General features: G+C 69.4%; 12 protein-coding genes. 4 read left to right on the top strand and 8 right to left on the bottom strand.

Annotated elements, in window-relative coordinates; translation table 11 throughout:
- Positions 1–315: 315 nt before the first annotated feature.
- Positions 316–1,554 (bottom strand): glycoside hydrolase family 130 protein, encoded by a 1,239-nt coding sequence (locus LZK98_RS05185; protein ID WP_233785335.1) that lies wholly within the window; start codon positions 1,552–1,554, stop codon positions 316–318.
- A gap of 244 nt (positions 1,555–1,798) precedes the next feature.
- Positions 1,799–2,122, bottom strand: coding sequence for a hypothetical protein (locus LZK98_RS05180; protein WP_233785334.1), 324 nt, complete (start codon positions 2,120–2,122; stop codon positions 1,799–1,801).
- A 159-nt stretch (positions 2,123–2,281) separates the two neighbouring features.
- On the opposite strand from LZK98_RS05180, the gene LZK98_RS05175 reads away from it, so the two are divergent.
- The 3 genes from LZK98_RS05175 (at position 2,282) to LZK98_RS05165 (ending at position 4,860) form a co-directional block, all read left to right on the top strand.
- On the top strand, positions 2,282–2,515 hold the full coding sequence (locus LZK98_RS05175) for a hypothetical protein (RefSeq protein WP_233785333.1): 234 nt from the start codon (positions 2,282–2,284) through the stop codon (positions 2,513–2,515).
- A 100-nt stretch (positions 2,516–2,615) separates the two neighbouring features.
- Complete coding sequence (locus LZK98_RS05170) at positions 2,616–3,287, top strand: BON domain-containing protein (RefSeq protein WP_233785332.1); 672 nt, start codon at positions 2,616–2,618, stop codon at positions 3,285–3,287.
- A 10-nt stretch (positions 3,288–3,297) separates the two neighbouring features.
- On the top strand, positions 3,298–4,860 hold the full coding sequence (locus tag LZK98_RS05165) for an MBL fold metallo-hydrolase RNA specificity domain-containing protein (protein WP_233785331.1): 1,563 nt from the start codon (positions 3,298–3,300) through the stop codon (positions 4,858–4,860).
- A 112-nt stretch (positions 4,861–4,972) separates the two neighbouring features.
- Here LZK98_RS05165 and LZK98_RS05160 read toward each other — a convergent pair whose 3' ends face one another.
- Together LZK98_RS05160 and LZK98_RS05155 are read right to left on the bottom strand one after the other, a co-directional pair.
- Complete coding sequence (locus tag LZK98_RS05160) at positions 4,973–5,923, bottom strand: L,D-transpeptidase family protein (protein WP_233785330.1); 951 nt, start codon at positions 5,921–5,923, stop codon at positions 4,973–4,975.
- A complete protein-coding gene (locus LZK98_RS05155; RefSeq protein ID WP_233785329.1) occupies positions 5,920–6,282 on the bottom strand; it encodes a baeRF12 domain-containing protein in 363 nt (120 codons plus the stop codon). Before LZK98_RS05155 ends, LZK98_RS05160 begins: the two co-directional genes overlap by 4 nt.
- A 200-nt stretch (positions 6,283–6,482) precedes the next feature.
- On the opposite strand from LZK98_RS05155, the gene LZK98_RS05150 reads away from it, so the two are divergent.
- Positions 6,483–7,310: a universal stress protein gene (locus tag LZK98_RS05150; protein ID WP_233785328.1), complete on the top strand. Its 828-nt coding sequence runs from the start codon at positions 6,483–6,485 to the stop codon at positions 7,308–7,310.
- Positions 7,311–7,357: 47 nt separating this feature from the next.
- On the opposite strand, the gene LZK98_RS05145 is transcribed toward LZK98_RS05150, so the two are convergent.
- Genes LZK98_RS05145 through LZK98_RS05130 form a run of 4 tightly spaced genes read right to left on the bottom strand, consistent with a single transcriptional unit; the run spans position 7,358 to position 12,672 of the window.
- A complete protein-coding gene (locus LZK98_RS05145; RefSeq protein WP_233785327.1) occupies positions 7,358–8,008 on the bottom strand; it encodes a BON domain-containing protein in 651 nt (216 codons plus the stop codon).
- The gene (mgtA, locus tag LZK98_RS05140; protein ID WP_233785326.1) at positions 8,005–10,641 is read right to left on the bottom strand and encodes a magnesium-translocating P-type ATPase; all 2,637 of its coding nucleotides are present in this window, start codon (positions 10,639–10,641) and stop codon (positions 8,005–8,007) included. Before mgtA ends, LZK98_RS05145 begins: the two co-directional genes overlap by 4 nt.
- On the bottom strand, positions 10,638–12,188 hold the full coding sequence (locus LZK98_RS05135) for a bifunctional aminoglycoside phosphotransferase/ATP-binding protein (RefSeq protein ID WP_233785325.1): 1,551 nt from the start codon (positions 12,186–12,188) through the stop codon (positions 10,638–10,640). Before LZK98_RS05135 ends, mgtA begins: the two co-directional genes overlap by 4 nt.
- A 7-nt stretch (positions 12,189–12,195) precedes the next feature.
- Positions 12,196–12,672 (bottom strand): Hsp20/alpha crystallin family protein, encoded by a 477-nt coding sequence (locus LZK98_RS05130; protein ID WP_233785324.1) that lies wholly within the window; start codon positions 12,670–12,672, stop codon positions 12,196–12,198.
- Positions 12,673–12,885 lie beyond the last annotated feature (213 nt).

Raw genomic sequence — 12,885 nt, 5'->3', positions numbered from 1 at the left:
TCTCAAGCCTCGGCGCCGCTCCTACGGCGCACCACAAGACTAGGACGAGCAAAACGCAAAATGCAAGGCGACGCCGCAATCAGGATCGGGCGTGACATCCCCCGGCTTGCCGACCAACGGCGTTCGCCTCTATCGTTCCGCTGTTCGGCGGTGCTGGATGGCCGGATCGATGCAGCCTAAAGGCGGCATGTCCGGCGCGCGTTCTCAGGCGCGTTTCTCAACTTCCAGGACCGTCGGACACCCGATCTGGCGCCTCCGCTCTCGGATATCCACCGCACCGGAAGAGCTGGCCAGAGTCAGTTGGTCGACGCAAGCTCAGTCCATCGCCGCAAGGAGCATGTCGATCGAGACCGTCGCGAACGCCGTGAACGAGTCGGCCACGCCATAAGGCAGCAGCAGCGCCCGGCCGAGCGCAAGCGCACCGCAGCTGTAGGCAACGTTGGGAACATAGCCGTCCCGGGTTTCCGGGCTTGGCCGGATCAAGGGCTCGCTCGAGCGGGCCAACAGCTTGGCGGGGTCCTTCTTGTCGAGCAAGCATGCACCAATGCAATAGTTGCGCACCGGCCCCACCCCGTGGGTGATGACCAGCCAACCCTCGTCGAGTTCGATCGGCGAGCTCGAGTTCCCAAGCTGGATGAATTCCCAGGGCCAGCGCGGCGAAATGATGATGTCGCCGTTCTCCCAGCTGTAGATATCGTTCGACCTGAGCAGCCAGATATTCTCATGGTCCTGGCGGCCGAGCATCGCATAATGGCCGCCGACCCGGCGCGGGAACAGCGCCATGCCTTTGGTCCCACTCATGGCGCCGCGCAGTGCGCTCAGCTCGAAGCTCACGAAGTCGCGTGTCCGCAACAGCTCCTGACGGATCGCCTCACCGCTGAACGCGGTATAGGTCCCGAAATAGGTGACGTGGCCATCCTCGTCGGTGAAGCGGACAAGGCGCAGGTCCTCGATGCCATGGCGCTGGCGGAAAGTGACGGGGAAGATCACCAGCTCGGAGAGGTCCTCGTGCGCGCCATAGTAGAAGCGCACGCCGGGATCGTCCGGGGCGCCGCCGGGGATCGTCTCGATCTGGGGAGACACGGCGCGGGGACTCGGCGGATCGATGACGAGCGTGCCTGCTTCGGAGAAGATCCCCGTGCGGAAGATGATCGACGAGACATGGCCCTCGCCGACGCCGCGCAGCGACAGCACCACGCGTATCGCGCCCGGCGCCACGTCCTCTTGGTCGGGATGTGGCACGATGCTCGGGTTGAACAGCGCCGCGGCCTCGAACGAATATTCTTCGACGAAATAGGCGCCCGCGAGCAGCGCCTGCTCGGCGCTAACCTCCCGGCCGTCGGCCTGCGGCTCGACCAGGTCATAGTAGCGTCGCCGCAGGACCGGCTCGACATCGCGGTGGCGGTCCGACAGGCTCGCGATCACGCGCGCCAGCTCGGCACGCAGCGCCGCGTCGCTCAACGACAGCACACGATCGAGGATACGTGCGACCCGCGGCCGTGTCGGTCCGTGCGCGATACCGCCATTCTCGGCAGGCACGAACGGGCGCAGCACGACTCGCGCTGGCGCCGGTCGAAGCAGGAGATCGAGCGGCTGGACGAGTTCGCGCGGGGCGTCCGCCTCAGGGCTGCGACCAGGCAATGATGAAGACCCAAAGGTCGCTGAGCACGATCCAGGCAAGGCGCGCCAGCACGAGAAGCCCAAGCAGCGCGACCGCCGCAATCGTCCAATCGCTCAGCGTCGGTCGCCTGCGAGCCCGGCGCGCTGCCGAAACGCCAAGAGGCCGCCTCGGCATCGGTCAGCGCTCGATGCGGCTCAGGATATGCGCGGTGCCATCGGGCGCGACATCGATCAGATATTGGCGGCCGTCGGTGCAGCGCGCACGCCACCGGGGCAGTCCACCGCGGCTCTCGATTTGCTCGGCGGCCGTCACGCCCTGGCAGTCGATCCCGGCGTCTCGGATCGCACGCAGGAACACCGCCCGGCGCCGGGGATCGGACAATCCGGACACTGCCGCGGTTGCATTGGTTGCCGTACCCGCCACCGGCCCGGAGTCGTTGACGGTCGGGGCTTTGTCGCAGGCGGCGGCAAGCAACAGGGTCGCGAGGATGACGCGTCTCATTGGGTTCCTCCATCAAAGGCCGACGGAGATCAGACCCAAAATGAGCCGCGAACCCAATGCGTAGTTGCCCGGATGAGCTCGGCGCCGCTTCGTAGGATTGCGGATGGCCTCGGACGCCCAGCGCGGCATCTTCGGCCCATATCCCCAAGGAGCCGAACGATGGCAAAATCACCGCTCATTCCGCCGCCCGACACGGTCGATCCCCACGCCCCGCCGGAGGCGCCGCCGCCGCATTGGCCGACCGAACGCGGCGCGCCGGCGGCGCCCGAATGCCCGCCCCCCGCGCCGGAGGAAGGATCGCCCGACACCGCGCCGCCGGAGCGGCCCGCACCTGACGGCGACGGCGATGGCGATGGCAATGGCAATGGCAATGGCAATGGCAATGGCGCTTGATTGCTATCGTCGGCGGCGCGGCTGCAAGGCGCCATTCTTGACGCTCGGCCGAAATGCTCCGGCAGATCACGGATTCAGCGCGACCGCCGGATTGCCCACCATGGCCCGGTCGAGGGAGGTGCAGATGGCGGACGATGCGCGATTGAAGCGGGACGTGCTCTACGAGCTGGATCATGATGCGCGAGTCGGTGCGGCGCATCTGCATGTGACCGTCAGCGATGGCGTGGCCGTGGTATCGGGCTCCCTACCCAACCTCACCGCCAAGCAGGCGGCACTCGCCGCCGCCCGCCGCGTCCCGGCCCTGCGACGCGCCTTCGACGGCATCGCCATCGACCCGGCGCTCGGCTCGCCCACCGATGCAGAGATCGCCGAGCGCGTGCGGGCGATCCTTATGCTGGACGCGGCCGTGCCGGCGGGCGTGCTCGACGTGGCCGTCGCCGAGGGGCGAGTGACGCTCAGCGGTGCCGTGGACTGGGGCTATCAGCGCGAGGCGGCGCGATCCGCTGCGGCCCGCATCGGCGGGGTGACCCACGTCGTCGACCGAATCGAGGTGTCGGGTCCGCCCAGCGTCGCCGACCTGCGCGGCCGCATCCTCGCCGCACTCGAGCAGCTCGTCGAGGCCGAGGCGGCGGCGATCGACATTGAGATCGAGGCGGGCGTAGTCCGGCTGCGCGGCGCGCTCGACGGCGCCGCCTGCCGCAAGGCAGCCGAACAGGCTGCGCGCGCCGCGCCTGGCGTTGTCCGCGTCGAGAATTTGCTGAACGCCGCCTGAGGACCTCCCCATGCCGCTTGAACTGATCTTCCACGGCGCCGCCGGCGCGGTCACCGGGTCATGCATGGAACTGCGCGGAACACGTCATCGCGTGCTCGTCGACTGCGGCCTGTTCCAGGGCTCGCGCACGCTGGAGACGCTGAACTACGAGCTGCTGCCGTTCGATCCGCGCGATCTCGACCTGGTCGTGCTGACCCACGCGCACCTCGACCATGCCGGCCGCTTGCCGCTGCTGGTTCGCGAAGGGCTGCGCGCGCCCGTGCTGTGCCTGCCGCCCAACCGCCAGCTGCTCGGACCGTTGCTGATGGATGCCGCCAAGCTGCAGGCCTCCGATGCCGAACGGCGCAACGAGCGCCCCGATCGCAGCGGGCTGCCGCCGTTCGAGCCGCTCTACGATTTCGAGGACGTGACCGAGCTGGTGGCGCAGGTCGAGACGCTGCGCGCGGGCAAGTGGCACGAGCCGCTCCCCGGGCTCGAGCTGCGCTTCTGGGATGCGCATCACATCCTCGGCGCCGCCTCAGTCGAGCTCCGCCTCGATGGCCAGGCCCTGCTTTTCTCGGGCGACATCGGCGACGGCGCGACGAAACTCGCCGATCCGCCGGCGCCGGAGGGCGGCTGGGATCATGTCGTTTGCGAGGCGACCTATGGCGATCGCGACCGCGTCGTTCCCACCGAGGAAGCGCGGCGCGAGCGGCTGGCAAAGTCGGCCGAGGCGGCCTTGGCGCGCGGCGGCAATCTCGTCATCCCCGCCTTCGCGCTCCAGCGCACCCAGCTGCTGATCGAGGATTTCGTGACACTGTTCGATTCGGGCCGGCTCACGCCAGTCCCGGTGTTCATCGACGCACCGCTCGCCGACAAGGTGACGCGTGCCTACCGGCGCTACGACACCCCCCCGCGCCGCGGCCCCTCCCCATTCGACCATCCCAAGATCCGCTTCACCCGCAGCGTCGACGAATCCAAGATGCTCAACCGCATCTCCGGGGCGGTGATCATCGCAGGGTCGGGCATGTGTACCGGCGGCCGCGTCCGCTACCATTTGCTGCGCAACCTGCCCCGGGCCGATTCGACCGTGCTGTTCGTCGGCTATCAGGCGCGCGGCACGCTGGGAGCAGTCCTCGAAAGCGGCGCCCGCCTGGTTCGCATCTCCGGCGCCGACGTCCGCGTCCGCGCGCACATCGAGTCGCTCGACGCCTATTCGGCGCACGCCGATCGGGCAGGGCTGCTGCGATGGATCGCAGCCCGCGCGCCGATCCGCGGCAACCTGTTCCTGGACCATGGCGAGACCCCCGCGCTCGACCGGCTTGCCGCCGATGCGGCGCAGCTTCCCGGCATTCCCGCCCCGATCGTACCGGTGCTCGGCGAATCCTTCCGGCTTGCGCCGCAGGCCCGCGCTATTCGCAGCGCTGCGCCGCGCGCCGACGCCCCCGCGCTCGTCGCCGGCGAGGACCTGTCGAGCCGTCAGGCGGCGCTGCGCGAATTGCTCGACTCGCGCCTCGCCGCGCTGCCGACCGACGCGGCGCGCCGAGCGGCACTCGATACCGTGCAGCACGCCGTCGAGGCGCTACCGCGCTGACTCCATCGCTCGACCTTGCGCGGCACCCATGCGCCGCCGGACAGTGCCCGAGGCAGTCGGTCGGATGTCCCATTGCCAGTGCCGTCGTGCGCCGGTCGTCCGCACGGATTGCCTAATTCTCCTCCAGGACCGTAAACGGCGGACTTCCCGCAACCAGGCTTTCCCCGGTCAGCACGACCGTCGTGCCGGACGTTACAATCGCCGCCACTACCCGGCGGAACGCCGGATCGACACCGAAGCCGTCCCAGAATCGCGGCGGAACCGGATCGGCTTTCGCGTCCGGCCGGAGCGCCACGCTGAACCATTGCCGCTTCGCACCGTCGCCATCGGCGAGGACATAGGCGGTGGTCGCCTCCACACGTCCGGCGATCGTCACCGCGGCGTGCCCGATCTCCCGCCCGTTCCGCAGGACGACCACGCGGCGGTCGGCTGCGCTGATCACGATCGATACCGGTCCGTCGGGTGCCAGCTCGGGATGCCACCAGCTTTCCCCCGGAGGGGCGGCGCCGGCCTTGCCCCGGAGTGGGTCCCCCGCCGGCGCGAGCCGAGGCAGGTCGCGCGCATCGGTGACGACAACCGTCATCCCCAGCCGCGTCACGCCATAAAGCAGCTTGGCGAACGCGGGCGGCAGCCGGATGCAGCCGTGCGATGCCGGATAGCCCGGCAGGCTTCCGGCATGCAGAGCGACGCCGCCCCAGGTGAGGCGCTGCATATAGGGCATCGGCGCATCGTCGTAGAGGCTCGAATAATGCTCGACCTCCTTCTGGAGCACGGTGAACACCCCGGTCGGCGTCTCATAGCCCGGGCGGCCGGTCGATACCGTCGTCACCGCGATGGGCACGCCGTTGCGATAGAGCACGGCACGCTGGCCGGCGATGCTGACGATCAGCACCACAGGGCCCTGCGGCGCCACCTGCGGGGTCCAGAGGAACTCGCCCGGCTTGAGCCGCTGCGCAGTTTCGATGATGCTTCCCGGCGCCACCGGCACCACCACCTGCTGCGCAACCGCTGGCGCCGCGCAGGCGAGAGCGAGCAGCAGCCTGCCAAGGCGCCCGGGCCTCATGCGTGCGCCATGTGCAGGCGCTCGGCGAGCTCGGCCGGCGGGCAGCGGGTGAGGTCCTTGGCGATCTCGGCGACGACGTGCCCGCGATAGGCCTTGGGAAGCGCATCGCGCAGCCCACCCAGCGTCCGCGACGGCGCCACCAGCAGGAGCGGCGTTCCGGCGGCCAGCAGCGGCGCGATCGTGTCCAGGACCTCCGTCAATCTTCGCCGCGGATCGGCCGGACCGTCGCCAAGCGCGCGGGTCAGCAGCCGGGCAGGAACGAGCTCGAAGTCGGGTTGATGGTCGCGGCCACGGTTGCGGAGCAGGCGGACATGGTCATCGTCGAGCACCAGCACCAAGGCGCCGTGCGGAATCAGCATCTGAACCTCCCTCGATCGATCGAAGGAGAGCATTCGCCAGGCACGTCCACGCGGAAATGCGCAATTGCCCGTAGTGGCCGCAGACGGAAAGGGCGCTTGAAGCCGCTGGGCATCGCTCCATTGCCGCCGCCACTACGGAACATTCCCAAGCGCATCGCCGGCGCATTGGCGCTTCGCTCCGCACGCGAAAGGAGCGAGTCATGATCAAGGATCTGCTGTTCGTCATCGACAACGCCAAACGGACCGAGCCCTTCCTCAAAGCGGCGGTCGCGCTCGGGGAAAGCTTCGGCGCCTATTGCGAGGTCGTTACCCTCTCCGCCGGACCGCTGCTCGCTGCCGAGTTCGCGCCGCTCGGCGCGCTCTACCTTCCCGAGGACGAGCTTCGCCGCGACGAGGAAGCGCGCCTCGCCGAGGTGCGCAAGCTCGTCGCCGAAGCGACCTGTCCGGTCGAGGTCTACGGGCTTCGCGACGACGTCGCATGGATCCCGCAGGACCTGAGGCTGAGCCGGCCGCTCGCCGACCTCTGCGTCGTCGGCACGGAGGAGTGCTGGGAGGTGCCATGGCTGCGCCGCCGTGTGCTCGACACCTTGCTCCTTTCCACCGGGACGCCGCTCTTGCTGCTGCCGCCGAACAAGCCGCTCGGCCGCATCCGCCACGCGATCGTCGGCTGGAAGGCGTCGCCCGAAGCCAATCGCGCCGTGCACGACCTGGTGGCGATCGCCGAGCCCGGCGCACGCGTCGAGCTCGTCACCGTCGGCGCCAATCCCGGCGACGCCAATGCACTCGCCACCGTTGCCGAAGCCCAGCGCCATCTCGTCCGGCACGGCTTCGATGTCTCGACCTTCGCGCTGCCGGAAGGGGATTGGTCGCGCGTCGCGGAGGTGCTCGAGCACCATGCCCGGCGGCGGCAGGCGGACCTGCTCGTCGTCGGCGCCTATATGCATTCGCGGCTGCGCGAGACCGCATTCGGCGGGGTGACGCGCGACCTCCTGTCGAACGCGATCATCCCCGTGCTCCTCTCGCACTGAGGACAGGCGGGCGCTCCCGGCGCGCTTAGCGGGCCGGGAGCCGGGCTTCACGCAAGGATGATCTCGTCCTCGACCGCCAGCACGCCGGGTGCCGCCCACGCGGCCGCCTCCGCCGTGCGGCGCTCGTTCCAGCCGCGTACCGCACCGCCGAGCGTGACCTTGCCACCGTCGACGCGGACGGTGATCGTACTCGCGTCGACCTCGCTCGAGCGCTTGAGCGCGGCCAGGATGCGTTCGTGCAGATCGGCCGGCGCGGGCTTCGGCTGCACCGTGATGTAGCTCGCTACGCCACGCACGCCGCTGATGCGGCCGGCGGCGGTGTAGGCGGCCTGCTTCTGATAGTTCCACTCGACCTCGCCGGTGAGCGTCACATATCCCCTCTCGACCTTGACCGAGATCTTGTCCTCGGGGATGCGCGCGTCCCATTCGAAAAGCCGCACGATCCGTCCGGCGATCTCGTCGTCCGAGGTCTTGGGTTCGCTCGGCAGGCGTACATCGATCTCCTGCGCCACCGCCTTCACGCCTTTGACGCCGCGGGTGAGGCGCTCGGCCGCAAGCTTCATCGCGTAGCTGGGAACATGGCCGATGAGCGTTACCACACCGTCGCGGGCGGTGACGCCGATATGGCCATGCTCGACGTCGGGAGCCCAGGACAGCTGGTCGATGACGTCCTGCTGCAGCTGGCTGTCGCTTCTCATATGCCGTCTCCTGATCCGAAGCGCCGGGGCACCTTGGCCCGGCCACCGACTCTCGCGTGTCGCTTGGGACGGAAGAAGTAGGAGTGTTGCGTAGTGGCGTGCGCGTAGAAGCGGCGCTTGGCGGCCTCGGTCGCGGCGGCGTAGGCGAGCACGACCGCGAGGCTGGTGCCGAGCAGGCTGAAGCTAAGCGGTACGAGGCCGAACAAGCGGGCGGGTTCCCCCGTCCAGGGGAGCACCAGCGCCGCGGCGGATGTCGCGATCGTGCCCCAGAGCAGGAGCCGGCTCGGGCGACTGCGCAGCGCCGGCCGGCGCGTGCGCAGGATCAGAACCACGACGAGCTCGGTCAGCAACGACACGAGAAACCACACCGTCTGGAACACCACCGCATCCACGCGCAACACGATCAACAGCAGCGCGAAGGTCAAAAGGTCGAACGCGCTGCTCACCAGTCCAAACACGACCATGAAGCGCTGGATCTCGCGCATGTCCCAACGCTGCGGGCACGCGACATGCTCGGGATCGACCCGATCGGTCGAGATCGCGACCGACGGGAGGTCGGACAGGAAATTGTTGAGCAGGATCTGCTTGGGGAGCAGCGGCAGGAACGGCAGCAGCGGCGTCGCCAGCGCCATGCTGACCATGTTGCCGAAATTGGCGCTGGTGGTGATCGCGATATATTTGAGGGTGTTGGCGAAAATACGTCGCCCATCCTCGACCCCTTGCCGCAGCACGTCGAGATCGCGCCGCAGCAGGACGATGTCGGCGCTCTCGCGGGCGACATCGACCGCCTGATCGACCGAGATGCCGATGTCGGCGACGTGCAGCGCCGGCGCGTCGTTGATCCCGTCGCCGAGGAAGCCGACCGCGTGGCCGGCGCGCTGGAGCGCGCGGACGATCCGCTCCTTCTGCTGCGGATCGATCTCGACGAACAGCTGGGCGCGCGCTGCCTTGTGCGCCAGCGCCGGCGCGCTCATCGCCGCGATCTCGGCGCCGGTCAGCATCGCCGTCGGGTCGAGCCCCACCTCGGCCGCGACATGCGCGGTGACGTGGCGATTGTCGCCGCTGATCAGCTTGACCGTGATTCCCAGCGCGGCGAGGTCGGCGATCGCCTTGCCGGCGTCCGGCTTGGGCGGATCCCGGAAGGTGAGGAAGCCGAGCAGGACCATGTCGCGCTCGTCGTCCCGCGACCATGACGCCGCCGGCGTGAGCTCCCGCTCGGCGACGGCCAGCACGCGCAGGCCCGCTTCGCCCTGCGCACGGACCAAGGACTCGATCCGCGCTCGCCAGGCAGCGTCAAGCGCGACCGTGCCGTCCAGCATCGCGACCTGCGTGCAGACCGCGAGCACGTCAGCACAGGCGCCCTTGGTCACCATGCGTGCGGCAGCGGATGCCTGTGCGACGATGACGCTGAGCCGCCGGCGCTGGAAGTCATAGGGGATCTCGCCGAGCTTGATCGTGCTTCCAGGCGTCCAGCCGTCGTGCTCGGCCGCCGCACAGAGCGCCGCGTCGAGCGGATCGGCGATCCCGCTTTCGAAATGCGCGTTGAGAAAGGCTGCGTCCCGGACGCGGCAGTCGGACGCACCGGCGGCACCGAGCGCCCCGGCAAGCGACACCGCGCCCTCTGTGAGCGTACCGGTCTTGTCGGTGCACAGCACGTCCATGCTGCCGAGGTTCTCGATCGCCTCGAGCCGGCGGACGATCACGCCGCCGCGCGCCAGATGCCGCGCGCCCGCCGACAGCGTGACGCTGATGATCGCCGGCAACAGCTCCGGCGACAGCCCCACCGCAAGCGCGACCGCGAACAGCAGCGACTCGGTGACCGGCCGGCCGAGCAGCTGGTTGACCGTCAGCACCGCGAGCACGATCACGATCATCACCCGCAGCAGCATCGTGCCGAAGTGCCGCACGCCCTGCGCGAAATCGGTCTCCGGTTCCTGCTCGCGGAGCCTCGCCGCGATCGAGCCGAACTCGGTGCCGCCGCCGGTGGCGGTGATGAGCACGCGCGCTGTCCCGCTGCGGACGGACGCGCCCATGAAGACGGCGTTGGTTCGCCCGGAGACCGGCGCATCGGCGGAAACGGCGCAGGGAGACTTCTCGACCGGCAGCGATTCGCCTGTCAACGCCGCCTCGGTCACGAGGAAATCATTGGCCTCGATCACCCGCGCGTCGGCAGGCACGAGATTGCCCGCGGCCAGCAGCACTATGTCGCCGGGCACGATGTCCGTGACCGGCTTGGTCTCGGCCACGCCGTCGCGCAGCACCGTTGCGAACAGGGCGAGGCGGGCACGGAGCGCGAGCACCGCCCGTGATGCCCGGAATTCCTGGAAGAAGCTCAACAACCCGCTGCCGAGCACGATCGCAAGGATGATCGAGGAGTCGACCCATTGGCGAAGTGCCATCGAGACGCCTGCGCCGAAGATCAGGATCAGCACGAGCGGATTGGCGAACTGCCGGATGAGCAGGCGCGGCGCGGACAGATGTTCCTTCCCGTCGATCGCATTCGCGCCGCACCGCGCCAGCCGCGCAGCGGCTTCCTCCTCCGCGAGGCCGTCGGCTCCCGTGGCGAACCTCGCGAAGAGCGATTCGATCGGCTCCGCCCAAAACGGCGCCGGTGAAGATGCGACCCTGTTCATGCCGAGCGGGCCAGGAAGCGCCGCGCCGAGGCTGCGATCCGTGCGGGCGGGCCGCCAGCGGCGAGCCGGCGCCAACCACGAAGCGATCCCACCGGCCGACGCGCCTGCAGGCGGACCACGCGGGCATTCGCGTCGGAAGCGTCACCCTCTCGTCCCGACACCCGTGCGATGCGTACCGCGAGGCCAGCCTCGAGCCACAGTCCGACGAAGCGCGCACCGGCCGATGCCGCAGCCTCGGCGATCGCACCGCGTTCGCGCGGATCGAGGAACGCCGCGTCGGCGATGACGCTGCCGCCCTCGGCAAGCCTGTCGCGACAGGCGCTGTCGAGCGCGGCATAGACGCGGACGCTCGCGGCAGCGGTATAGTCGGCGGCTGGGATACGCGCCTCCGGCGCCAGGCCCGCCAGCCGCTTGCGCACCACGTCGCTGCGCAGGATGCGCGCGCCAGGCGCTGCGCCGATATCCGCGGCCAGCGTGCGCGCCAGTGTCGATTTGCCGGTGCCCGACCGGCCGCCGATCGCCAGCAGCAAAAGGGGAACGGGATCGAGCAGCGATGCAGCGAGGGCGAGATAGCTGCGCGCCTGCCGTATCGCCGCGCCGCCGCCGCCTCGCCTCGCGCGCGCCGCCGCGACATGGGCGCGAACCGCGGCGCGAATCGAGAGGAGCAAAGGCATCAGAGCCACCCCGTCCTCGTCTTCGGCGGACAGGTCGAGATAGCGATTGAACAGGCGGTTGGCCTCGCGCCTGAGCCCGCGGTGCCAGAGGTCCATCAGCAGGAAGGCGAGATCATAGAGCACGTCGGTGGTGGCGAGCTCGGCGTCGAACTCAAGGCAGTCGAACGGGACCGGCACGTCGTCGATCAAGGCGATGTTGGCGAGGTGCAGATCGCCGTGGCAATGTCGCACCCGTCCTGCCCGCGCCCGCGCATCGAGCAGGGCGGACTGGCGGGTGAGCGCTGCGCGCTGGCGCGCGAGCAGCTTCGCCACCGCCTCGCTGTCGAACATGCCGGCGTAGGCAGCAAAGCTCTTGGCATTGCCAGCGATCACCGCGCCAAGACGCTCCGCCCCGCCTGAGCTGGACGCGATCTCGGCGGCGACGTGGAAGGTGTGAACGGCGTCGGCGAGAGCGATCATCAACCCCTCGTCGAGTCCGCCGCGTCGTGCACGATGATCGAGGAGCACGTCGTCGGCGAAGCGGCGCATCTCGAGCAGCCAGTCGACGGCCGCTCCTTCGCCGTCCAGCGCCAGGCACCCGTCCGGCTCGCGCGTGATTGCGTGCAGCCCCACGTAGAGGCCGGGCGCGGTGCGGCGGTTGAGCCGGAGCTCGGCCGCGAGCGCCGCCTTGCGCCGCGCCGGTGTCGAGAAATCGAGATAGTCCAGCCGAACCGGCCGCTTGAGCTTCCAGGCGCGGTCGCCGGCGAGAAAGACATGCGCGGCGTGCGTATCGACGCGGCGCACTGGATCGGCGCCCAGCACGCCGCTCTCCTCGAGGAAGCCGACGACCTCCTCCGCCGCAGGGCGTTCGGTGCGTGCGGCGGAGGAGGTCATGCGCCGATCAGCCCTTGTGGCCGATCGCGATCTTGCGGGTGCGCTCGACCGCCTCCGCATTGCGCGGCAGGGTGACCGTCAGCACGCCCTTGTCGAACTCGGCTGCGATCCTGTCGAAATCGACATCGCTCGGAAGCGTGATGCGCCGGGCAAAGCTGCCGTAGCTGCGCTCGCTCAGCAACCGGCCATCCTTCCCATGCTCCTCCTCGGAGCGCTTCTCGCCCTTGAGGGTCAGCACGCCCTCGGCGACGCTCAGCTCGATATCCTCCTCCTTCATACCTGGCAGCTCGGCGGTGAGGCGATACGCCTTGTCGCCCGAGGTCATCTCGAGCGCGGGCACCGGCGCGAAGCCGCCCAGGCCGAGATTGAGGAAGCTGCGCGCGGGCGCGACGTCGTCGAACAGCCGGTCGATCTCGGTGCGCAGCCAGCCGAACGGCGATGGCGCCGGCTGGCGCCGGGCGGGACTCTTGGACAGCTCGTTCATCGGGAACACTCCTTGCTGGTTCATTCCGCCGCCGGAGCCGCCCCAGACGAGGGGTGCGTTCGCCTTCCGCCTCGACCAATTCGGTCGATCAGCCGGCGCACCCCCGTCGCGCGAGCGCGGGGGCGCTGGGCCGAATTCCGATCCGAATATCGACGTCTTCCGTTACGGCGCGTCCAGACTAGGTCCGTCCCGCCTCGGCCCTCCATTGGGGAC

It is taken from the genome of Sphingomonas cannabina (genome assembly GCF_021391395.1).
GTDB lineage: Bacteria > Pseudomonadota > Alphaproteobacteria > Sphingomonadales > Sphingomonadaceae > Sphingomonas > Sphingomonas cannabina.
This window is presented reverse-complemented; position numbering and strand designations above follow the sequence as displayed.